The following is a 20,908-nucleotide window of genomic DNA, read 5'->3' as shown; positions in this document are numbered from 1 at the left end:
CCTTTTTAGAACCATCATGCGCCGCCAGGCGTTGAGACGAAGCGAATTTTGCGGAGCCCAGGCATGGTCAAGACGCCGAAGATGCGACACTCGAAAAGCCGCCGCGAGCCGGTGACGATCGATCTCGAGCCCGGCGCCGTCTCGCGCATCGTCGACGAGGACGCCACCAAGGAAACGGCCCCGACCGACGAGGTAAAGACCGAGGAAGCGGTTACCGCCTCTCAGCCGGAGGTTCCGCAAGAGCCCGTGCATGCCGACCAGACCGATCTCGAGCCCTGGGAACATGCCGATGGCCCGGGACGGACGGAAGAGAGCGCGCAGGCTGGCGCCAAGGCCAGCGACGCTGAAATGCCATACCCCGGTTCGGACCTGCCGCCGAATCCCGCAAGGCCCTCCGATTACAATTTCGAGGACGCAACCGCCAAAGCGGCGGACACCAGGGCGGCCTCGGGAAAAACAGACGCAAGGAGCGAACCCATGGCAGCGCAGGCGAAGCGCGGCGGCATGAACGGCATCGCGGCCGGCATCGTCGGCGGCGTCATCGCGCTGGCCGCAGCCGGCGGCCTGCAATTCGCCGGCCTGCTTGGCGCGCCGGGTTCCGGCGCCGGTGTGTCGCTCGATGGCGTCAATGGCGAGATCGCCTCGCTGAGGGGCGAAATCGCCAGCCTCAAGGAAGCCGGCGGCAACAACGGCGCCTCGGCCAAGGTCGAGGGACTGTCGGCGGCGCTCGACCAGATGAAAAGCGATGTCGCGGCGCTGAAGTCGACGGTCGAACAGGGTGGCACCGGCGACAATGCCGGGCTTGCCGCGCTTGGCGACAAGGTCAAGCAGATCGAAACCGAGGTCGCTGCCCTTGGCAAGGCCGGCAGCGCGGCGCCGGTCGATCTCGGCCCGCTCAATGAAAAACTGGCCGGTCTCGATGCGCTGGTGAAATCGGCCGGCGAGGCTGCCAAGGCGCAGGATGGCCGGCTCGCGGCGCTGGAACAGTCGGTATCGCAGCTTTCCGGCAAGGTCGACGCGCAGGCGTCGCAGCCGAAGATCGCGCTCGCCATCGCTGCTTCGGCGCTGAAAGCGGCGCTCGACCGTGGCGCGCCGTTCTCGGCCGAACTCGACACGCTGGCCGCGATCTCGCCGAACGCACCGGAACTGGCAACCTTGCGGCCCTATGCCGAAAAGGGCGTGCCGACCCGCACCGAGATCGCCTCGCAGATGGATGCCGCGGCCAACGCCATGGTCGCGGCCGCCACGCCGGTCGATCAGAATGCCGGCTTCCTGCAGAACCTCATGGCGAGCGCCGAATCGCTGGTCAAGGTTCGGCCGATCGGCGCCGTCGAGGGCGCCGGGGCGCCGGAAACCGTGGCGCGCATGGAAGTGGCGGTCAATCAGGGCGACTACGCCAAGGCGCTAAGCGAATACAATACGCTGCCCAAGGCCGCGAAGGCCGCCGGGGCCGACTTTGCCGGCAAACTGAAGGCGCGCATCGAGGTCGAAACCCAGGTCGACGCGCTGATCTCCGGCGCGATGAAGGCATGAGGGCAAAGCCATGATCCGCCTGCTCGCTTTCCTCATCGTCGTCTTCGCGCTCGGACTGGGCTTTGCCTGGCTGGCCGACCGGCCGGGCGACATGGTCGTCACCTTCAATGGCTACCAGTACCAGGTCAGCCTGATGGTGGCCGCGGTGGCGGTGGTTGCCGTCGTCGCCGCCGTGATGATCCTGTGGTGGCTGATCAAGTCGCTGTGGAACAGCCCCTACACGATCTCGCGCTATTTCCGCGTGCGCCGCCGCGACCGTGGCTACCAGGCGCTGTCAACCGGCATGATCGCCGCCGGCGCCGGCGACGGAGCGCTGGCCCGCAAGAAGACCAAGGAAGCCGCCAAGCTGATCCGCTCCGACCAGGAGCCGCTGATCCACCTTCTGGAGGCGCAGGCCTCCTTGCTCGAAGGCGATCACGAGGGCGCGCGGCAGAAATTCGAGAGCATGCTGGACGACCCCGAAATGCGGCTGCTCGGACTGCGCGGGCTTTATCTGGAAGCCGAACGGCTGGGCGACCGCAATGCGGCGCGTCACTATGCCGGCCGCGCCGCCACCATGGCGCCGCAGCTGGCCTGGGCCGCCGAATCGACGTTGGAGGAATTGACGGCGCGCGGCGACTGGGACGGGGCCCTCAAGCTTGTCGACGCGCAGAAATCGACACGGCAGATCGAACGCGACGCCGCCAGCCGCCGCCGGGCGGTGCTTCTGACCGCGAAGGCGCAATCGCTGGCCGACAGCGATCCCGCCGCCGCAAGGACAGCGGCCATCGAGGCCAACAGGCTGCGGCCGGATTTCGCGCCCGCCGCCGTTGCCGCCGCCGCGGCGCTGTTCAAGCAGAACGATGTGCGCAAGGGATCGAAGATCCTGGAGACGGCCTGGCGCTCGGAGCCGCATCCGGAAATCGCCGAGCTCTACACCCACGCGCGCCCGGGCGACGCCGTGCTCGACCGGCTCAACCGGGCCAAGAAGCTGCAGGAGATGAAGAAGAACCACGCCGAATCGTCGATGACGGTGGCGCGCGCCGCGCTCGACGCGCAGGATTTCGCGACCGCCCGCCGCGAGGCCGAGGCCGCGATCCGCATGGACCGCCGCGAGGGCGCCTATCTCCTGCTGGCCGACATCGAGGAGGCCGAGACCGGCGACCAGGGCAAGGTGCGGCAGCTCCTGTCCAAGGCGGTGCGGGCGCCGCGTGATCCGGCCTGGGTCGCCGACGGCGTGGCGTCGGAGCGCTGGGCGCCGGTATCGCCCGTCACCGGACGGCTCGATGCGTTCGAATGGCGCGCGCCGATGGAACGTCTTGGCCAGTTGATCGACAGCCGCGACGATGACGTGACGGTCGCGGCCATTGAAGCGCCGGCAAGGCCGGTCCCGGAAAAGCCGGTCGACGTCATCGAGCATGTCGGCGAAGCAGGCGGCAAGCAGGCCGGGAGCCACGAGGACCATGTCACGCCGGTCACGGCCGCCGCCTTCGCCGAGGTGCCTGCCGATGCCGAGGCCGTCGAGCCGGCCGAGGAACTGACGCGTTTGCCCGACGATCCGGGCGTCGATCCGGACGACGAGGCGGAAAAGTCGCCGCGCCGGTTCCGGTTGTTTTGATGTCCGGCCGGTCATCAGGCCAATTGGGAATGAATTGATGTTCGATCGGGTACTGTCGTTTCTCAGGGATTTGCCGGTCGGCGCCGGCAAGCATGCCAGCACGGACGATCCGCGCGTCGCGGCCTCGGCGTTGCTCTACCATGTGATGAATGCCGACGGCGTGCGGCAGGATGTCGAATGGGAGCGGTTCAAGGCGGTGCTGGCGCAAACCTATTCGGTCAGCGGCGCCGAACTCGAGGCGCTGGCCGCGGCCGGCGAGCGCGCCGACAATGAGGCGATCGACCTCTATGCCTTCACCAGCGTGCTCAAGCGGCATCTCGATGCCGAGGGGCGCAAGGCCTTCATCGGCCTGATGTGGGAGATCGTCTATGCCGATGGCGAATTGCACGAGCTGGAGGACAATACGGTGTGGCGCGTGGCCGAACTGATCGGCGTCGAGCGTCACGACCGGGTCGAGGCGCGCCGCAAGGCGGCGGCGCAAGCCCCGGGCGCCCGTGGAACCTCAAGCGACGAATAGACAAGCGACGAATAGACGGGACCCCGCCTGCCGATGCCGCGCGCAACGAGTTCGAAGCCCAAAATCCTGATCGTGCTGCATCAGGAGAATTCGAGCCCCGGACGTGTCGGCCACATGCTGCTCGAAGAGGGCTTCGAGCTCGACATACGGCGCCCGCCGCTCGGTGATGCCTTGCCCGAAACGCTGGACGGCCATGCCGGCACGGTGGTGTTCGGCGGGCCGATGAGCGCCAATGACGAGGACGAGTTCGTCCGCCGCGAGACTGATTGGCTGAAAATTCCGCTCAGGGAAAACCGGCCGCTGCTCGGCATCTGCCTGGGCGCGCAGATGCTGGTCAATCATCTCGGCGGCAAGGTCGAGGGTCACGGCGAAGGGCTGGTCGAGATCGGCTGGTATCCGCTGAAGGCGACCGAGGCGGGCCGCAAGCTGATGCACTGGCCCGAAATGGTCTACCAGTTCCATCGCGAGGGTTTTTCGCTGCCCAGCGATGCTACGCTGCTGGCGACGTCCGAAACCTATCCCAACCAGGCCTTCCGCTATGGCGACAATGCCTGGGGCATCCAGTTCCACGGCGAACTCACCATGGTGATGATGCACCGCTGGGTGGTGCGCGGCGCGCACCGCTTCGACCTGCCGGGCGCGCAGCCCGGCCGCGACCATCTCGGCGGCCGGCTGATCTGGGACATGCATCTGAGGCGCTGGCTGAGCGAGTTTTTGCGTATGGTGTTTGGCGGGGTGGGATAGGTAAACCCAAGTGACGGAATTGGAAGGGGGGCCCGGTGCTCCGGACCGCATTGCTGTGATGCCGGCAGAGCGAGTTCCGCCCATACAGGATGCGCTCGCAGATGCTCAGAGCTTCGGCTGAGAAAGGTGGGGCTAATGAACGTCTCAGCTTTCCGGGCGTTGTCATACTGTTAAGGTCACCTTAAATCTCGGTTTGTACCCTGTTTGAGTTGAAAAATGAGGCGGAACACATGTTTGACGCGCGGCTGATCGCCAATGAAATACTTCATCGAGTATGGGCGGAAGAATTAGAAGTCACGCAGATCGACGTTCAGAAGATTCTCTATTTCCTGCATGGTCATCATCTCTTGGAACATCGGCAACCTCTAATCAAATCCGAATTCGAGGCGTGGGACTTTGGTCCAGTACAGCGGTCTGTATATGATGCTTTCAAGGCGTTCGGAGATCAGCCAATTACCGAACTAGCAAAGAAGTTGGATCCAGTGAGGCGCATAACTTTGCCTTTTCCAAAGTTGGTAGACAACGCAGCTGTAGCGACAATAGAACAGCATCTTTATAAGTATCTGGAAATTCCCAGCTTTGCCCTTGTGGATATCACCCATCAGCAGGGCACGCCTTGGTCAAGGACCATAGAGGCCGCAAAATTCCATGTTAACATCGGGATGCGAATCAAAAACGATTTGATCTCCTCTTATTTTGAAGGTCTGCAGACCGTTTAGAGGTGTTTATTGGGGAAAATGAAGCGAAAGGCAGTTGGCCTTCTCAATCGCATTCAGTTCATTGATCTTGCGCAAGCTGTCACCATTTCCCGGCTTCTTCGCAAAGAATGGCTTAGAAAATATCTCCATCGAGCGGTCGACGGAGGAAAGTTTCCGAGCTATCGCCACTTCCGTGGCGCTATCGCTTCAATCTACGGAGTGACCCGGGGTCTCGATTTATCTCCGCCCGTTGATCGTGAGTCGCTTGAAAAGCACATACGGATTGCCTGCAACGGTGTGGACGAGGACATCAATGTTGATGCCGCTCTGACGCTCTTCGACCTAGTTCGTCCGCAAAATTATCTTGCCTACGATCATCCGCCGCGAAATCTTCCTCTTGGCCTAAAGAGAACAGCCGCAATTGGTCTTGAACTCTATCTGGTAAAAGACCAGAGTCCAATTTTTCAGTTCCCCTTTCCGAGAAGGGAGCGACTTGATGATCACACAATCACGATCCTGCTTTCAATCATTCATCACGCATATTCGACTGACGATTTCGAAGAGGCGCGCGTAGAACTGGCCGATCTCAGTTGCGATTTTGAAACGTCTGCGGGGCGCCGGGACAAGTTGCCAAGGGTTCGATGCCCGAGGATTGTACAGCTTCATAGAGATAACTTGATCTCAATGGATGATCTGGCACCTGAGATACAGAACGTACATGACCTTCTGCTTGAACTAGGCGATGAGCCCGAGCCAACATAGATATTGGCCCATCTGCCGGATCCTCCGCTTAGACCCGCTACCGAATCAATCCCGGCTGTTGAGATGCCGCACTTGCCTCAGTGCCGGGAACAGCCAGGCCCATAGCCCCGCGACGGCGACGGCGCCGATGCCACCAACCACCACCGCCGGGACCGTGCCGATGAGCGCCGCCATCGTTCCCGCGCGGAATTCGCCGACCTCGTTGGAGGCGCCGACGAAGACCTGGTTGACGGCGTTGACGCGGCCGCGGACCTCATCGGGCGTCCAGAGCTGGATCAGCGTTTCCCTGATGTAGACGCTGAACATGTCGGTGGCGCCGAGCAAGGCAAGGGCCGCGATCGACAGCCAGGTGAGGGTGGACAGGCCGAACAGCACGGTGCAGGCCCCGAACGCCGCCACGAAGCTCAGCATGATCTTGCCGGCATGGTCGCGGATCGGGTGGCCGGCCAGCCAGACGGCAACGCAGATGGCGCCGATGCCGGGCGCGGAACGCAGCAGGCCGAGGCCCCAGGGGCTGAGCTGCAGGATGTCGCGGGCATAGACCGGCAGCAGCGCCGAGGCGCCGGAGAGAAGCACGGCGAAGAGATCGAGCGAGATGGCGCCGAGCACGATCTTCTCGCTCCAGATGTATCGGAAGCCGGCAAACAGGGTTTCCATCGTCGGCTTGTCGGTGGCGGTCTGCTGCGCCGGCTTTGGAATGGTGAAGATCAGCAGCGCGGCAATCAGCATCAATAAGGCCGCCGTCGCATAGGCGGCTTCCGGCGAGACGCCGTAGAGCAGGCCGCCGGCGACCGGGCCGATGATGGTCGCGGTCTGCCAGGCGGATGAATTCCAGGCAATCGCGTTGGCGAAATCCTCCGGCGGGACGAGATTGGCGAACAGCGAGGACGATGCCGGGCCATAGAAGGCGCGGGCGATGCCGAACAGGACCAGCACGGCGAAGATCGGCAGCGGGCTGGTCAGTCCGCGCAGCGTCAGCATCAGCAGGGCAAGCGCGCAGGCGCCCTCGATCAATGTCGACAGGGTCATGATCAGCCGGCGCCCGAAGCGGTCGGCGACGACGCCGGTGACCAGCACCAGCAGCAGTGAAGGCAGGAACTGGACGATGCCGACAATGCCGAGGTCGAAGGGATCGCGCGTCAGATCGTAGACCTGCCAGCCGACCGCGACCGAGACGATCATGGTGGCGAAGGTGGTGAGGAAACGCGCCGCCCAGTAGCTGAGGAAGGCTTTGTGCCGGAACGCGGCGTAACGCTGCTCCGGCGAAATCTGTTCAGATGTCATGGAAAAAGGCCCCGATGCGATGGCCGGCGGGGCACTTCCCGAACGGGCGCTGTTCCGGCCAATGTAACTTGATAAAGTTCGGCGCGCATATGCGTCAGAATCCGACCCGGATCAAGGGACTTTCGCCTCGTGGCGCCGATCGCACGAGGAAGTTACCGGCGCAGTGCTGCCGAAATGGCGTCCAGTCCGCCCCTCAGCTCGGCCTCGGTCGGCCAGCCGAAGCCGACGCGGAAGAAGCGCTTGTCCATCTCGAACCAGTGGCCGGGACCGACATAGGTGCCGTGGTTTTCCAGCAGCTCGGCATAGAAGCGGTCGAGGTCGAAGCCGGGCTCGACATTGAGGCGCGGGAAGCCGACGACGCCAGCTTCGGGTCGCACCCAGTCGACCAGCGGCTCCTTGTCGATCCAGGCCTGGACGATGTCGCGGCGTTTGGCCATTTCGGGCAGCAGTGTCGCGAGGAACGCGTCGCGCCGCTCAAGCATGCCGCGCGCAATGCCTTCGTCGATGACGCTGCCGCAGATGCCGATCTGCTCCTTGGCGGCGAGGAATGTCTCCTGAAGCGCTGGGTCCCTGGTGATCAGCCAGCCGATGCGGATGCCGGGAATGCCGAAGGCTTTCGACAGCGACGAGACGCTGATCGCCTTCGGGCTGAGCGATGCCGCCGAGGGCAGGCGCCTGCCATAGGAGAGGTCGCGATAGGTCTCGTCGACCAGCAACCGGCAGTCACGGCTCTCGGCCAGCGCCACCAGCGCGTCGAGGTCGGCCCGCGACATCATCGTACCCGTCGGATTGTGCGGGCAGGTGACGCTGATCAGCCTGGTGTTGGGCCGCATCGCCGCCTTGATCGCCTCGACATCGATGGCGAAACCATCCTCGAAACGGAGGTCGACAAAGCTGATGGCGCAGCCGATCGCCCGGGGCGTCTCGATGTTGGTGGCGTAGTTGGGACGGATGACGACGAGATGGTCGCTCGCCGACAGCAACGCGGTCGAAATGATGAACAGCGCGCCGGCTGCACCTGCCGTGACCAGCACATCGTCTGATGAGATGCCGGCATCCTGCGCCGCGATCAGCGCGCGCAACGGCTTGTCGCCGCGATGTTCTCCATAAAACAGCGTCAGGTCGGGCACCGACAGGCCGATGTCGGACAGCTTCTGGTCGGCGATCGAGCTTTCGGAGAGATTGTAGCGGATACGATCGTAGCCGTATTCCTCCGGCGCTTCCTTCTCGATGACCATCCTGGCGTAGTTCATGGCTTCCCCCTCAGAAAAATTCCAAGGTTCATCCAAGCCACAAAAACACGAAGCCTGCCAAGGCGGTTTCGCCGGCAGGCTTCTATTCCAGTCGTCCTAACTGTTGGCTCAGGGCCGGGTCCCTCAGGCCGAGACCTTGGCCTTGCGTCCCTTGGTCTTGGCGGGCGCCACTTCGACGGCCTTGCGGCCGAGGCCGATCGACTTCGCCAGTTCGGAACGCGACGCCGCGTAGTTCGGGGCGACCATCGGATAGTCCGACGGCAGGCCCCATTTGGCGCGGTAGGCATCCGGGGTCAGGCCGAAATGCACGCCAAGGTGCCGCTTCAGCGATTTAAACTTCTTGCCGTCCTCGAGGCAGATGATGAAATCCGGCGTCACCGACTTCTTGGGATTGACCGCCGGAACCAGGGGTTCGGCGACGGGCGCGGCCGGCTTGCCGAGCCCGCCGATCGAGGTGGCGACGCTGGCGATCAGGTCCGCAAGGCCGGAGGCGGGCAGGCGATTCTTCTCGACGTAAGCGGATACGATGTGGGCGGTCAGCTCCAGAAGGTCGATGTCCTTGCGGGCCTCGTTGCTGTCGTCGGTCAATCTAGTTCCTCCGTCTATGGCGCGTGGCCTCGAAAATCGGGATCGTTTTCGAAAGGCCGCCGCGCGAACTCAAAGTGCTGGAGCGGCTTTCACATATGCCCTGGGCGCGCCGCAGTGTAATTTGACCAGAATTCCTAGTCGGCAAATCTGCGCCGCGCAATCACTGACGTGGCGTCACACGTTATTTTGAACAACTATACTAAACTGTAATAATATCAGACGATCAGCGCCTTGTCTCGCCACAGACGAAATCCGCCTTCGAAAGCGCGTGTGTTGTCGCCGCGCCTCGACCCGGCAGGCAGTTCGTCGAGCTTGTCGACATTGCCGCCACCGATGACGACATAATCCGGCTGCAGTCCCGCCCGCAGCCGGTCGACGACGTCGAAGACATGTTTGCGCCATTTCTTCTTGCCGCGCTTTTCCAGGCCGCGTTCGCCGACATAGTCCTCGAAGCTTCCACCCTTCTTGTAGGGGAGATGGGCAAGTTCCATCGGCTGGGCCACGCTTTCGAGGACCATCGCGGCACCGAGGCCCGTTCCCAGCCCGAGAAACAGCATGCGCCCGCCCTCGTAGCTGCCGATGGCCTGCATCAGCGCGTCATTGACGACCTTGACCGGCTTGCCGAATTCGGCGGCGAAGTCGAAGCCGGCCCAACCCTTGCCGAGGTTCATGGGGTCGCGCGTCGGTTTGTTCTGGCGGACCGGGCCGGGATAACCCATCGAGACGACGTCGTAGGACAGGCCCTCGGCCAGCGCCTTCACCTTGTCGATCATCTGCCGAGGCGTCAGGTCGGGGCCGGAATCGGCCCGTCGCTCGGCGCCGCCGTCGCTGGCCAGGATCTTGACGTGCGAACCGCCTATATCGATCGCCAGCACGACCTGTTCAGGACCGGATGCTGCTTTCTTCACCGTCTTGGCCATTGCTTCCCCTCCGTTGATGCCACCCGGGCGTTCATGCCACCGGGTCGATCCAGCCATTGGGCGGGCCGAAGCCGGCCATGGCGTCCGCCGGTCCCCATGTCTTCGGCTCATAGATGTGCGGCGGCGTGGTATCGCCGAGCACCGGCCCGACGATGCGCCAGGCAAGTTCGGCGGCGTCCTGGCGGGTGAAGAGCTGGCCGTTGCCGTTCATGGCGTCGCCGATCAGCCGCTCATAGGGCGGCATGTCGCCCTTGGAGTCGTCGAGCGCGGTGAGCTCCACCTGCTCGCCGATCATGTCGTCGCCGGGCGCCTTGCGCTGGGCGCCGATAGCGATCATCACCTGCGGGTCGATGCGGAAGCGCACATAGTTCTGGTCGGCGGGCTTGATCGGGTCGAAGACATCGAGCGGCGGCCGCTTCAGCCGCACCACCACTTCGGTGACATGCACCGGCATGTTCTTGCCGGCGCGGATGAAGAAGGGCACATCCTGCCAGCGCCAGGTGTCGACGAAGAAGCGCACCGCGGCAAAGGTCTCGACCGGCGAATTGGGCCTGACGCCGGGTTCGGCCAGATAGCCGGCGAACTGGCCGCGCACGACATCGTCCTTCGTCAGCGTGCGGATGGCTCGCAACACTTGCACCTTCTCGTCGATGAGGTCGTCGGCAGAACGGCCGACCGGCGGCTCCATGGCGAGCAGCAAGAGGATGTTGAGCAGATGGTTCTCGATGACGTCGCGGATGCAACCGACATCGTCATAGAACTTGCCGCGACCTTCGACGCCGAAATCCTCGGCCATCGTGATCTGCACGCTCTCGACGAAATTGCGGTTCCAGATCGGCTCGAGGAAGGAATTGGCGAAGCGGAAATAGAGCAGGTTCTGGATCGCTTCCTTGCCGAGATAGTGGTCGATGCGGAAGATCGACTGTTCGTCGAACACCAGGTGGAGCACCCGGTTCAGCCAGCGCGCCGATTGCAGGTCGTGGCCGAAGGGCTTTTCCACCATCAGCCGCGCGCCATGCGCGGTGCCGGACTGCTCCAGCCCCTGCACGACGGTCTCGAACATGGTCGGCGGCACCGCCATGTAGTGCAGCGGCCGCTGCGCGCTGCCCAGCGCCGTTTTCAACTTCTCGAAGGTGGCGGGGTCGCGGTAGTCGCCGCTGACATAGCGCAGTTGCGAGGCGAACTTGGCGAACACTTTCTCGTCGACCTGGCCGAGCGCGTTGACGATGCCGTCACGGGCGCGGTCCTGCAGCTGTTTCAGGTCCCAGGCGTCGAAGGCGACGCCGATCACCGGTTCGGTGAGCGTGCCTTTGGCGACCATCTGGTAGAGGGCCGGAAATATCTTCTTGTGGGCGAGGTCGCCGGTCGCCCCGAAGAGCACCAGCGTGTCGGACCGTTCCTGGCTCATGCGTGCGTCTCCCGCTCTGGCGTCACTTGCCGGCCTTGGGCTTCTCGATATGGCCGCCAAAGGCGTAGCGCATGGCCGAGAGCAGCTTGTCGGCGAATTCGGATTCGCCCTGCGAGGAGAAGCGGTCGAACAGCGCCGAGGACAGGACCGGCGCCGGCACGCCGGTGTCGATCGCCGCCTTCAGCGTCCAGCGGCCTTCGCCCGAATCCGAGACCCGGCCGCCGAACTGGGCGAGACCCGGATCGCTCTTCAGTGCGCCGGCGGTGAGATCGAGCAGCCACGAGCCGATGACGCTGCCATGGCGCCAGACCTCGGCCACCTGAGGCAGGTCGATGTCGAACTGGTAGTATTGCGGGTTTTCCAGCGGGCTGGTCTCGGCGTCCGCCGTACGCTGCCTTTTGCCGGCATTGGCCGACTTCAAAATGTTCATGCCCTCGGCATAGGCGGCCATGACGCCGTATTCGATGCCGTTATGGACCATCTTGACGAAGTGGCCGGCGCCGCTCGGGCCGCAATGCAGGTAGCCATAGGGCGCCGTGCCGGCCGCCTTGTCCGGGGTCGGCGCGCCGGCGTCGAGGCCGGGCGCCAGCGTTGCGAAGATCGGATCGAGATGCTGGACCGCCTCGTCGGGGCCGCCGATCATCAGGCAGTAGCCGCGCTCGAGGCCCCAGACGCCGCCGCTGGTGCCGACATCGACATAATTCAGGCCCTTGGCCGCCAGTTCGGCCGCCTGGTCGACGGCGTCGTGATAATAGGAATTGCCGCCGTCGATGATGATGTCGCCGGGTTCCATCAGGGCGGCGACCTGATCAGCGATCTTGCCGGTGATCGCCGCCGGCAGCATCAGCCAGACACAGCGCGGCTTGGCGAGCTTGCCGACGAATTCCTCCAGGGAGGCCGCGCCCAGCGCGCCGTCGCTTACCAGCGCCGCGACGCTGGCGGGGTTGATGTCGTAGACGACGCATTCATGCTTGTCGCGCATCAGGCGGCGCACCATGTTGGCGCCCATCCGGCCCAGTCCCATCATTCCGATCTGCATGGCTTCGTCCCTGTTTCCTGAAAGATTCGCTGGATTTGCTGGGGAAAGATCTACTGGCTGTCCTGGTCGCCCAATATGACGGAGAAGTCGACATTCTCCCAATCGCCGGTCCCGGGCCAGAAAAAAGTGAAGATGAGCGAGCTTCCGCTGGGGAGGCCGGCGACAGGCAGATCGACAAGGTGGACGCCGAAAGCGTTCTCCTTCGTCTTGCTGTCCTGGGCGCTCGCCCAGTTGTCGGTGCTCCAGTGGACTGTGGCGGCGGCCAGAAGTTCGATGCGCAGCGTCTTGCCGGCGGCTAGCGCGCGGATCTTGTTGTTGAAGCGCCATGTCCTGAAGGGCGATACGGTTCGGTCCTCGATATAGCGCTTCACCCCTTGCGGCGGCATGTCGAAGACGATGCCGTCGCGCAGCGAGCGCAAGAGCTTGATATGCTCGGAATGCGCCCAGACCAGCGGCATGGCGCTGCCCGAGGGGCGGCCGCACAGTAATTCGCGCTCGGGCATGTCGCCGCTGTCCCAGACCTGTTCCGGCAACAGGCCGCCGGGTTCAGCCGAGCCTTCCAGTGCCCCGAGCAGGCCGAGCGCCGCATCCTTGCGGCCCGCCGTCAGTTCGTAATGGGCTCGTTCGCCGGCCAGCAACGGCCACGGCCGGCCCTGGCCGGTGCCGTCGAACGGCGCGCCATCCTCGTGCTCGCCATAGCCGTCGCCATTATAGCGATACCAGAGCGGCCCCTGCGGCAGGTCGCGGCGCAATTGCGCGTCGATGACCTTGACCGTGTTGACAATACGCGGGTCGTCGGCGGCCCTCAGGCCGAAGCGCACCAGCGCCAGCGCGTCCGGGCTGACGATTTCCTGCGCCGGCCGGTCGGTGTCTCCCGGCGGCCGGTTCTTGATCGGGACATAGCCGTCTTTCGGCGAGCCGGCCTCGGCGCTGTCGGGCGGCGCGATGCGGACATAATAACCTTCGACGCCGGCCGCCTTGCAGGTCGCCGTGTCCGTGACATAGGTCCAGCGCTCGACCTGCTCATTCCAGCAATCAGCGGTTTCTCTGAGGTAAGCCGCTTCCTCATGCTTGCCACCGGCGCCGAGCAGGTCGGCGCCGGCGAGCAGCGCGGCGATCTCGACGGCCAGCGTGAACGGGCTGAAGCCGGCATCTTCCTCCCAGCGGTCCTCGCCGGTGACGGGTCCGTTGCGCGTGACATAGCCGGCGGCGCGCTCGATCATCGGCAGGAAGGTCTTCAGCCTGGCGTGCGGCAGATGGCCCGTACGATGTAAGGCATCGGCCAGCAGGAGCGGGAAGGCGCATTCGTCCATCTGGATGCCGGGCCAGTAGGCCGACCCGTCGAGCCAGGCATTTTGCGACCAGTGGCCGTCCGGCTGCTGGATGGAGCGCAGATATTCGAGGATCCGCAGCGCCGAGTCGGCATCGCCGGCGGCGAGAAAACCGCCCGCCGTCTCGACCAGGTCGCGCGGCCAGACCAGATGATAGCCGCCGAGATCGTCATCGCCCTTGTTGAAGCCCCAGGGGATCGACAGGCTGGCGACCGCCGCCCCCGGTGTCCTGATCGACCGATGCGTCGCCAGAACCGCGGTGCTGGTCCGGTAAGTGTTGGTCCCGGATGCGTGCCGGTCGAGAGGCAGCAGGCCCTGCTGCCATTCGCGCCAGTTGGCGACATAGGATTTGGCAGCGGGTTCGAAGCCCCGCTTCAGGCTGGCGAAGGCGTTCTGCGCGGCTTCGTCGGGCGTTGCACCAAACCCGAGCGCCAGCACGGCTTTTGTGCTGGCCGGCGTAAAGCCGATTTCACCGGTCAGCGCGACATTGCCGTCCTCGGCGCGCTGGCAGGCCGGATCGAGCCGGCCGCCGTTGTGAAGCTGCTGCCAGCCGTCCGAGAAGCCGACATAGCCGGCCGAACAGTCCCGCCACGACAACGACGAGACAAGCGCCAGGCAGGTGCCTCGTCCTGAAGCGAACAGCACCGGCTTTCCCTCGTGGTCACCGACCCAGGCGGTGTTGCCCATGCCGGCGTTGACCAGATGCGGCGCCAGCAGCGCATAGACGCGGTAATCGCCGGCGGAACCTTTGAGCGGCGTGAAGGTGATTTCCTGCAGCAGCGCGGGCCGGGCCGGATCGGCGAGGATGCGCTTGTCGATCCGATAGGCATCAGCCGTGTTTGTAAGCCTGTAGGCGGGTACGCCTGCCTCGAAGGGCTCGATCGCATGCGCGGCGTCGCGCTTCTCTTCCGAGAAATACCCGCCCGGGCCGGTGACGATCAGGCCGAGGTCGCGGGTGCAGGCGCTGTCGAGGCGAGGATAGTAGATCTCGTTCAGGATGCCGTGGCTGACGGTGAACCAGAGCGGGCTTTTCGCCGAAAGCGCGGTGCCGACGCCACTCTTGGCGCTTGACGTCCAGCGTGCCGGGATACCCGGCGCGCCCTGTGCAACGGTCGGCGTCACTGCCATCGATTGGTCTCTCCTGCCGCGTTCCTACCATGAGCCGACGGCTTTTCAATCGTCGCACCGCAAGTTGATCGCCGGTGCCGTAGCGGAAGCCGGCGTTGACAGCGGTACCATCAAGCGGCCACTATTTCGGGCGGCCGGGAGGAACAACAAGAAGAGGCACGCCGACGCGCCATGCGCGGGAGCGCAGCCCAGCGGGGGCCAACGAAGCGGTAAGGGAGGAGACATGGCGGAGGTATCTCCCCGGCTGGTCGACCGTTTGCTGGCGATTTCGCGGGCGCTAGCCGGCCACATCGATCCGGGCTCCGCGTTCCGGGCGACGGCGATCGAGATCGGCACGCTCATTCCCCATGACCATATCGACCTGGCGGTGCTGACGCTGGATGGGCGCATGCATGCCTGCTACGAAGCGGGCTTCCACACTAGCTGGAGCGAACTTGCCCAGCATCCCGTCGAGGGCAGCCCCATCCGCTGCGTGTTGTGGGGCCAGACGCCCTATTTGCTGTCGGACAATGCGCTTGTCGACGATCGCTTCCATTTCGAGGGCGCCTTCGACGAGCCGATCTACGCCGCCAAGCTGCGTAGCCGCATAATCGTACCGCTCCGGGCGCGCGGCACCGTGATCGGCGCTCTCAATATCAGCCGGCATGACATCGGCTGCTACACGCAGGCCGATGTCCAGGTCGCCCAGCAATGCGCCGATCTCATCGGCCCGTATATCTTCGCGCTGATCCAGACCGAGGAAGCGCGCCGCGCCATGCTGGCCGAGAGCGATGCTCGCAACCATGCCGAACTGCTGCGGGTCGGCGCCTCGCAGCTGACCGAGGGCATGGAGCGCGAGCGCCGCCGCATGGCCATGGACCTGCACGACCAGACGCTCGGGGACCTCGCCCGTATCGCGCGGCAGGTCTCGGCGTTCCGTAGCCGGGGCGTGGCGCGGGCGGCGCAGCTTGCCGATCTCGAGCAGGAGATCGCCGGCTGCCTGGCCGAGCTGCGCCACATCGTCGACGACATGCGGCCGAGCGTGCTCGAACTGTTCGGCCTGCGCGACGCCGTCGAGGCGCATCTCAATCGCAGCGTGGCAAGGGCCAAGCCGCCGATCGCGGTGCGCATTGCCGACAGCAGCGACGGCAGCGCCGACACCATGTCGGAAACGCTGCGCACCGCGCTCTACCGGATCGTCCAGGAAGCGATCAACAATGCCGTGCGCCATGCCGGACCGGGCCGCATCGATGTGCGGCTTTCGTCGACCGACAGCGTGTTCCAGGTCGTGGTCACCGATGACGGCCATGGCTGCGGCGCGGTTGACCCGGCCGCCCAGGGCGGTATCGGCCACATGCATACGCGGGCGGCCCTCGTCGGCGCGCGCCTGCGCTTCGAGCCGGTCAGCCGCAAGGGCGGCACGCGCGTGGTGATCGAGATCGACCGCGCGGCACCAAGAAACGCGAAGACAGGTTCGGCTGAACGGCCGGTGGCGGAGGTGGTCTGATGCTGGTCATGATTGCCGAGAATGACGGCCTGCACCGCAGCTTCGCGCGGCGCACGGTGGAACAGTTGTGGCCTGATGACGTCGAGGTGATCGAGGCCGGCGACGGCCAGGACGCGATCAGCCTGGCCGCGGCGCACGAGCCGCCGCATGTCGTGCTCGACCTGCAATTGCCCAAGGCGACGGGCATCGAGGTGGCCCGCGCCATTTGGAGCCGCCGCGCCGGCACGCATATCCTGTTCTGGTCGAATTTCGCCGACGAAGCCTATGTGCGCGGCGTGGCGCGCATCGTGCCGCCGGGGTCGGTCTACGGCTATGTGCTGAAATCGGCGACCGAGGAAGGCATGCGCTCGGCGCTGCGCGGCGTGTTCCGCGAGGGCCATTGTATCATCGACCGCGAAATCCGGGGCATCCAGCACCGCGTCCAGGACCGGTTCGAGGGCATCACCGATGGCGAGTATGAAAGCCTGATCGACATCGCGCTCGGCCTGACCGACCGGGCGATCGCCGCCCGGCGCGGACTGTCGATCCGCGGCGCGCAAAGCCGCATCAAGCATGTCTACGACAAGCTCGGCATCGCGCCGCCGGAGGACGGCGCCGGCGAAGCCTCCGTCTTCAATTCGCGGACGCGGGCGATCTACCTGGCCCTGGCGCGAGGCCTCATCAACGTCGATGCCCTGCGCCGCGAACAGGCCCAGCTCGACGCCTGGCTGGCGCAGGCGACTCCGCTGCAGGAGTAGGGGCGCCCCGACATCGCCGACTGTGCAAAACCACAGTCGTCGATGCGCGTAGACCCGTATCGTCGAGCTTCCATCCTGGTTAGGCTTTTGTCCTACAAAACGAACCCGGGCAAACAACCGGGCAGGACAGGAAGACCGGGGAGGGTGCCCATGCCGTTCGTCAGCATACGGATACTCGAGGGCCATTCGCAGCAGCGCAAGAACGAGATTTCGCGCCGCGTCACCGAGGCGATCAGCGAGATCGCGGAACTGCCCAGGGAAGCGATCTGGGTTGTCATCGAGGATGTGCCGGGCAGCGACTGGTTCGTGGGCGGTACGCCGGTGCGCGAACCGAAGGGCGCGTAATGTCGATCCAGGCGCGCGCCCATCGATCCGGCTTCGACGACGTCGTCGGCAATGCGGCGATGGAGCGGCTCGCCACGGGTTACAGCTTCATCGAGGGGCCGGTCTGGCACCCCTATGAGAAATGGCTGGTCTTTTCCGACATTCCGGCTGGCCGCATGCATCGCAGGCTTGCCTCGGGTGCGATCGAGCTGTTTCGCGAGCCCAGCCGGATGGCCAATGGCAACACGCTCGACCGCCATGGGCGGCTGGTGACCTGCGAGCACGCGACGAGCCGGGTGACACGCGCCGAACCGAACGGCGCGACGACCATTCTCGCCACCCATTACGGGGACAGGCAGCTCAACAGTCCCAACGATATCGTCGTCGCCACCGGCGGGTCGATCTACTTCACCGATCCGAGCTACGGCCGGGTGGAATTCTACGGCGTGCCGAGGCCGCAGGAGCTGTCGTTCCAGGGCGTCTACCGAATCGATGGCGATGCCGCCCGGCTGACCTTGCTGGCCGACGATTTCGTGCAGCCGAACGGGCTCTGCTTCTCGCTCGATGAATCGCGGCTGTTCGTCAACGACACCGAACGCGGACACATCAGGGTGTTCGGCGTGGAAGCGAATGGCGATCTCAATGGCGGCGCGGTGTGGGCGGTGACCGAGGGCGACGAGCCGGGCGCGCCGGACGGCATGAAGATCGACAGCCGTGGCAACCTCTATTGCACCGGCCCCGGCGGCATCCATGTATTCGATGCCTCGGGCGAGCTTCTCGGCGTCATCGCGACGCCGGAAAACTGTGCCAACTTCACCTTCGGCGATGATGATCTGAGGGGCCTCTACATAGCCGCCTCGACATCGCTCTACCGGTTGAGGGTACGCGTTCCGGGGCTGAGGCTGTTCTGAGCACGCGTGAGATGGGAGTGAAGCCGGTCCGGAAGGATCGATGGACGTGCAGCAATCAACATCTGGGAGGATAATCGACATGAAGAAATTACTGGTCCTTGGCGCTTTCGCGGCGATGCTCGCCTCGGGCACCGCGCTTGCCGACACGAGCGGCAAGAAGATCGCCTTCTCCAACAATTATGCCGGCAATTCCTGGCGCCAGGCGATGCTCGACAGCTACGGGATCGTCACCAAGAAGGCGGTCGACGACAAGGTGGTCGGCGCCGCCGACATCTTCACCACCGCCGACAAGGAAGTGCCGACACAGGCTGCCCAGGTGCAGAACCTGATCCTGCAGGGCTATGACGCCATCGTCATCAACGCCGCCTCGCCGGATGCTCTCAACGGCGCCATCAAGCAGGCCTGTGACGCCGGTATCGTCGTCGTCTCCTTCGACGGCATCGTCACCGAGCCCTGCGCCTACCGTGTCGTCGTCGACTTCAAGGACATGGGCAAGCAGGAAGTCGAGCAGATGGCCAAGTTCCAGCCCAAGGGCGGCAATCTTCTCGAAATCCGCGGCCTTGCCGGCACCTCGATCGACGACGCCATCCATGCCGGCATTCTGGAAGGGGTCGCCGCCCATCCGGAGTTCAAGATCGTCGGCTCCGTCACCGGCGACTGGGACCAGACCACGGCGCAGAAAGCGGTCGCGACCATCCTGCCCTCGCTGCCCGATATCGTCGGCGTCGTCGACCAGGGTGGCGACGGCTATGGCGCCGCGCAAGCCTTCGCCGCCGCCGGCAAGCCGCGCCCGACCATCATCATGGGCAACCGGCAGGACGAGCTGAAATGGTGGAAGGAACAGAAGGACAAGGACGGCTACAAGACCTGGTCGGCATCGATCGCGCCGGGCGTGTCCTCACTCGCCTTCTGGGTGGCGCAGCAGGTGCTGGACGGCCGCAAGGACATTCCGCACGACCTTCTGGTGCCCTATCTCGCATTCACTCAGGACGATTTCGAAGCCGCACTGCCCAAGATCAAGGAAGGCGGCGTCGCCACGCACGAATACAGCCAGGAAGACGCCATCGCGGCCATCAAGGCCAACATCAAGTGAAGCTGGCGTTGCCGTCCGTGTCGCCGAGCGGATATCGTTGAGCATGGCTGACACTGACATCATCAGGCTGGGCGGCGCCGAAAAGCATTTCGGCGCCGCCAATGTTGATATTGTAAGGCTTGACGGTGCCGAAAAACATTTCGGCGCCGTCAGGGCGCTGGGCGGCGTGGATTTCCATGTCCAGCCCGGCGAATGCGTCGGTCTGGTCGGCCATAACGGCGCCGGCAAATCGACGCTGATGCACATGGTGGCGGGCACGCTGACGCCCGACAGCGGCAGGATCGGCGTGCATGGCGCCGCCGAGGACAATTATTCGGTGTCGCGGGCGCAGCAGCTCGGCATACGCTGCGTGTTCCAGGAACTGTCGCTTTGCCCCAATCTGAGCGTTGCGGAGAACACGCGCATCAACCATGCCGCGCTCACCGGCCTGGGCTGGCGGCGCCGGGCGGCGGCCCTGATCGCGGCCAAGCTGGACGAGATCTTTCCCGATCACGGGATTTCGGCATCCGACATTGTCGGCGACCTGTCGATCGGCCGGCGCCAGATGGTGGAGGTGGCGCGCGCCTTCACGGTGACACGCGACCGGCTCGATCTCGTCATCCTGGACGAGCCGACCTCGTCGCTCGATGCGCACACTGCGGGCCAATTGCTTGCCTTCGTGCGCCGCTTCGTGGCCGCTGGCGGCAGCTGCATCCTCATCTCGCATGTGCTGGGCGAGGTGCTGCGGAACGCCGACCGGATCGTGGTGATGCGCGACGGTAAGGTCGTGGCGTCGGACGCGGCCGGCGCGTTCGACCGTGATCGTCTCGTGGCGGTGATGGGCGGAGCGGAAGCGCACAGGAAGACCAAGGTGCAAGCTTCGGCCAAGCCGGGCGCCAGTCCGCTGCGCGTTCGGGCGCGGCCCGCCGGGCAGACGGACGGCAAGGACCTTGTCGCCTGTGCGGGAGAGATCATCGGCCTTGCCGGTCTTGCCGGTCATGGCCAGACCGACCTGCTGCTTCAAATCTTCGCCGGGGCGACGCGCGCGAAAGCCGGCATCGAGGTCACCGCGCCGGTGGCGCTGGTCGCCGGCGACCGCCAGTCGGACGGTATCTTCCCGCAATGGTCGATATCAGAGAATATCGGCATCCGCTCGCTGGCGCGGCTGCGCAACGGACTGCTGATCTCGCCACGGCGCGAGGCCGAACTCGCCGACTTCTGGCAGAAGAAGATCGGCATCCGCACGCCCGACATGAACAACAACATCTTCTCTTTGTCCGGCGGCAACCAGCAGAAGGCGTTGTTCGCGCGTGCGCTGGGATCGGATGCCGGGATCGTGCTGATGGACGACCCGATGCGCGGCGTCGACATCGGCACCAAGCTCGAAGTCTACGACCTCGTGCGCGAGGAGGCGAGCCGGGGCCGCACATTCCTCTGGTACACAACCGAAACCGAAGAACTCGACAATTGCGATCACATCTATGTCTTCAAGAACGGGCGCATCGCCGCCAACCTGACCCGCGACGAACTGACGGAGGAAAAGATCATCCAGTCCTCGTTCGGCGATGCGGCCTGA

Annotated in this window: 19 protein-coding genes; 12 read left to right on the top strand and 7 right to left on the bottom strand. The window is 64.7% G+C overall.

Translation table 11 applies throughout. The annotated features are described in order from the left end of the window. Nucleotides 1-63: 63 nt before the first annotated feature. From J0I79_RS18275 to J0I79_RS18250, 6 genes are all read left to right on the top strand, one after another. Nucleotides 64-1,533: a phage tail protein gene (locus J0I79_RS18275; protein ID WP_292861709.1), complete on the top strand. Its 1,470-nt coding sequence runs from the start codon at nucleotides 64-66 to the stop codon at nucleotides 1,531-1,533. A gap of 10 nt (nucleotides 1,534-1,543) precedes the next feature. Continuing rightward, the gene (locus tag J0I79_RS18270; RefSeq protein WP_292861707.1) at nucleotides 1,544-3,130 is read left to right on the top strand and encodes a heme biosynthesis protein HemY; all 1,587 of its coding nucleotides are present in this window, start codon (nucleotides 1,544-1,546) and stop codon (nucleotides 3,128-3,130) included. 37 nt (nucleotides 3,131-3,167) lie between these two features. Next, nucleotides 3,168-3,647 (top strand): TerB family tellurite resistance protein, encoded by a 480-nt coding sequence (locus J0I79_RS18265; protein ID WP_292861704.1) that lies wholly within the window; start codon nucleotides 3,168-3,170, stop codon nucleotides 3,645-3,647. A gap of 33 nt (nucleotides 3,648-3,680) precedes the next feature. Next, nucleotides 3,681-4,391, top strand: a complete 711-nt coding sequence (locus J0I79_RS18260; RefSeq protein WP_292861701.1) for a glutamine amidotransferase — start codon at nucleotides 3,681-3,683, stop codon at nucleotides 4,389-4,391. A 230-nt stretch (nucleotides 4,392-4,621) separates the two neighbouring features. Beyond that, entirely contained in the window at nucleotides 4,622-5,110 is a 489-nt protein-coding gene (locus J0I79_RS18255; protein ID WP_292861698.1) for a type II toxin-antitoxin system antitoxin SocA domain-containing protein, read from the top strand. An 18-nt stretch (nucleotides 5,111-5,128) separates the two neighbouring features. Further along, on the top strand, nucleotides 5,129-5,851 hold the full coding sequence (locus J0I79_RS18250; RefSeq protein WP_292861695.1) for a hypothetical protein: 723 nt from the start codon (nucleotides 5,129-5,131) through the stop codon (nucleotides 5,849-5,851). Between the two features lie 45 nt (nucleotides 5,852-5,896). On the opposite strand, the gene J0I79_RS18245 is transcribed toward J0I79_RS18250, so the two are convergent. From J0I79_RS18245 to J0I79_RS18215, 7 genes are all read right to left on the bottom strand, one after another. Further along, nucleotides 5,897-7,135, bottom strand: coding sequence for an MFS transporter (locus J0I79_RS18245; protein ID WP_292861693.1), 1,239 nt, complete (start codon nucleotides 7,133-7,135; stop codon nucleotides 5,897-5,899). Between the two features lie 152 nt (nucleotides 7,136-7,287). After that, complete coding sequence (locus J0I79_RS18240; RefSeq protein WP_292861691.1) at nucleotides 7,288-8,388, bottom strand: pyridoxal phosphate-dependent aminotransferase; 1,101 nt, start codon at nucleotides 8,386-8,388, stop codon at nucleotides 7,288-7,290. Between the two features lie 123 nt (nucleotides 8,389-8,511). After that, entirely contained in the window at nucleotides 8,512-8,976 is a 465-nt protein-coding gene (locus tag J0I79_RS18235) for a MucR family transcriptional regulator (RefSeq protein ID WP_292861688.1), read from the bottom strand. A 215-nt stretch (nucleotides 8,977-9,191) separates the two neighbouring features. Beyond that, nucleotides 9,192-9,896, bottom strand: a complete 705-nt coding sequence (locus J0I79_RS18230) for an ROK family protein (RefSeq protein ID WP_292861685.1) — start codon at nucleotides 9,894-9,896, stop codon at nucleotides 9,192-9,194. A gap of 31 nt (nucleotides 9,897-9,927) precedes the next feature. Continuing rightward, nucleotides 9,928-11,304 carry a glucose-6-phosphate dehydrogenase gene (gene zwf / locus J0I79_RS18225; protein WP_292861681.1) on the bottom strand — a complete coding sequence of 459 codons (1,377 nt, stop codon included), beginning with the start codon at nucleotides 11,302-11,304 and terminating at the stop codon, nucleotides 9,928-9,930. Between the two features lie 22 nt (nucleotides 11,305-11,326). Then, nucleotides 11,327-12,343 carry a phosphogluconate dehydrogenase (NAD(+)-dependent, decarboxylating) gene (gnd, locus tag J0I79_RS18220; protein WP_292861678.1) on the bottom strand — a complete coding sequence of 339 codons (1,017 nt, stop codon included), beginning with the start codon at nucleotides 12,341-12,343 and terminating at the stop codon, nucleotides 11,327-11,329. 50 nt (nucleotides 12,344-12,393) lie between these two features. After that, nucleotides 12,394-14,802 carry a glucan 1,4-alpha-glucosidase gene (locus J0I79_RS18215; protein ID WP_292861675.1) on the bottom strand — a complete coding sequence of 803 codons (2,409 nt, stop codon included), beginning with the start codon at nucleotides 14,800-14,802 and terminating at the stop codon, nucleotides 12,394-12,396. A 223-nt stretch (nucleotides 14,803-15,025) separates the two neighbouring features. Here J0I79_RS18215 and J0I79_RS18210 point away from each other — a divergent pair, with 223 nt between their 5' ends. The 6 genes from J0I79_RS18210 to J0I79_RS18185 all read left to right on the top strand — a co-directional run bounded on the left by J0I79_RS18210 (nucleotide 15,026) and on the right by J0I79_RS18185 (nucleotide 20,908). Continuing rightward, a complete protein-coding gene (locus tag J0I79_RS18210; protein ID WP_292861672.1) occupies nucleotides 15,026-16,288 on the top strand; it encodes an ATP-binding protein in 1,263 nt (420 codons plus the stop codon). Continuing rightward, entirely contained in the window at nucleotides 16,288-17,025 is a 738-nt protein-coding gene (locus J0I79_RS18205) for a response regulator transcription factor (protein ID WP_292861669.1), read from the top strand. Before J0I79_RS18210 ends, J0I79_RS18205 begins: the two co-directional genes overlap by 1 nt. A gap of 150 nt (nucleotides 17,026-17,175) precedes the next feature. Continuing rightward, the gene (locus tag J0I79_RS18200; protein WP_292861666.1) at nucleotides 17,176-17,370 is read left to right on the top strand and encodes a 4-oxalocrotonate tautomerase family protein; all 195 of its coding nucleotides are present in this window, start codon (nucleotides 17,176-17,178) and stop codon (nucleotides 17,368-17,370) included. Continuing rightward, complete coding sequence (locus J0I79_RS18195) at nucleotides 17,370-18,260, top strand: SMP-30/gluconolactonase/LRE family protein (protein WP_292861663.1); 891 nt, start codon at nucleotides 17,370-17,372, stop codon at nucleotides 18,258-18,260. The genes J0I79_RS18200 and J0I79_RS18195 overlap by 1 nt, the downstream gene beginning before the upstream one ends. Before the next feature lie 79 nt (nucleotides 18,261-18,339). Continuing rightward, the gene (locus J0I79_RS18190) at nucleotides 18,340-19,353 is read left to right on the top strand and encodes an ABC transporter substrate-binding protein (RefSeq protein ID WP_292861660.1); all 1,014 of its coding nucleotides are present in this window, start codon (nucleotides 18,340-18,342) and stop codon (nucleotides 19,351-19,353) included. A 37-nt stretch (nucleotides 19,354-19,390) separates the two neighbouring features. After that, on the top strand, nucleotides 19,391-20,908 hold the full coding sequence (locus tag J0I79_RS18185; RefSeq protein ID WP_292861657.1) for a sugar ABC transporter ATP-binding protein: 1,518 nt from the start codon (nucleotides 19,391-19,393) through the stop codon (nucleotides 20,906-20,908).

The sequence above is a fragment of the Mesorhizobium sp. genome, from assembly GCF_017306585.1.
Lineage (GTDB): Bacteria > Pseudomonadota > Alphaproteobacteria > Rhizobiales > Rhizobiaceae > Mesorhizobium.
This window is presented reverse-complemented; position numbering and strand designations above follow the sequence as displayed.

What these genes read in the sequence shown, in the direction of transcription:
- J0I79_RS18200 (WP_292861666.1), top strand. Translation starts at nt 17,176, where the DNA reads ATGCCGTTCGTCAGCATACGGATACTCGAGGGCCATTCGCAGCAGCGC.
- J0I79_RS18195 (WP_292861663.1), top strand. Translation starts at nt 17,370, where the DNA reads ATGTCGATCCAGGCGCGCGCCCATCGATCCGGCTTCGACGACGTCGTC.
- J0I79_RS18245 (WP_292861693.1), bottom strand. Translation starts at nt 7,135, where the DNA reads ATGACATCTGAACAGATTTCGCCGGAGCAGCGTTACGCCGCGTTCCGG.
- J0I79_RS18190 (WP_292861660.1), top strand. Translation starts at nt 18,340, where the DNA reads ATGAAGAAATTACTGGTCCTTGGCGCTTTCGCGGCGATGCTCGCCTCG.
- J0I79_RS18215 (WP_292861675.1), bottom strand. Translation starts at nt 14,802, where the DNA reads ATGGCAGTGACGCCGACCGTTGCACAGGGCGCGCCGGGTATCCCGGCA.
- J0I79_RS18255 (WP_292861698.1), top strand. Translation starts at nt 4,622, where the DNA reads ATGTTTGACGCGCGGCTGATCGCCAATGAAATACTTCATCGAGTATGG.
- J0I79_RS18260 (WP_292861701.1), top strand. Translation starts at nt 3,681, where the DNA reads ATGCCGCGCGCAACGAGTTCGAAGCCCAAAATCCTGATCGTGCTGCAT.
- J0I79_RS18265 (WP_292861704.1), top strand. Translation starts at nt 3,168, where the DNA reads ATGTTCGATCGGGTACTGTCGTTTCTCAGGGATTTGCCGGTCGGCGCC.
- J0I79_RS18250 (WP_292861695.1), top strand. Translation starts at nt 5,129, where the DNA reads ATGAAGCGAAAGGCAGTTGGCCTTCTCAATCGCATTCAGTTCATTGAT.
- J0I79_RS18275 (WP_292861709.1), top strand. Translation starts at nt 64, where the DNA reads ATGGTCAAGACGCCGAAGATGCGACACTCGAAAAGCCGCCGCGAGCCG.
- J0I79_RS18240 (WP_292861691.1), bottom strand. Translation starts at nt 8,388, where the DNA reads ATGAACTACGCCAGGATGGTCATCGAGAAGGAAGCGCCGGAGGAATAC.
- J0I79_RS18205 (WP_292861669.1), top strand. Translation starts at nt 16,288, where the DNA reads ATGCTGGTCATGATTGCCGAGAATGACGGCCTGCACCGCAGCTTCGCG.
- gnd (WP_292861678.1), bottom strand. Translation starts at nt 12,343, where the DNA reads ATGCAGATCGGAATGATGGGACTGGGCCGGATGGGCGCCAACATGGTG.
- J0I79_RS18230 (WP_292861685.1), bottom strand. Translation starts at nt 9,896, where the DNA reads ATGGCCAAGACGGTGAAGAAAGCAGCATCCGGTCCTGAACAGGTCGTG.
- J0I79_RS18210 (WP_292861672.1), top strand. Translation starts at nt 15,026, where the DNA reads ATGGCGGAGGTATCTCCCCGGCTGGTCGACCGTTTGCTGGCGATTTCG.
- J0I79_RS18270 (WP_292861707.1), top strand. Translation starts at nt 1,544, where the DNA reads ATGATCCGCCTGCTCGCTTTCCTCATCGTCGTCTTCGCGCTCGGACTG.
- zwf (WP_292861681.1), bottom strand. Translation starts at nt 11,304, where the DNA reads ATGAGCCAGGAACGGTCCGACACGCTGGTGCTCTTCGGGGCGACCGGC.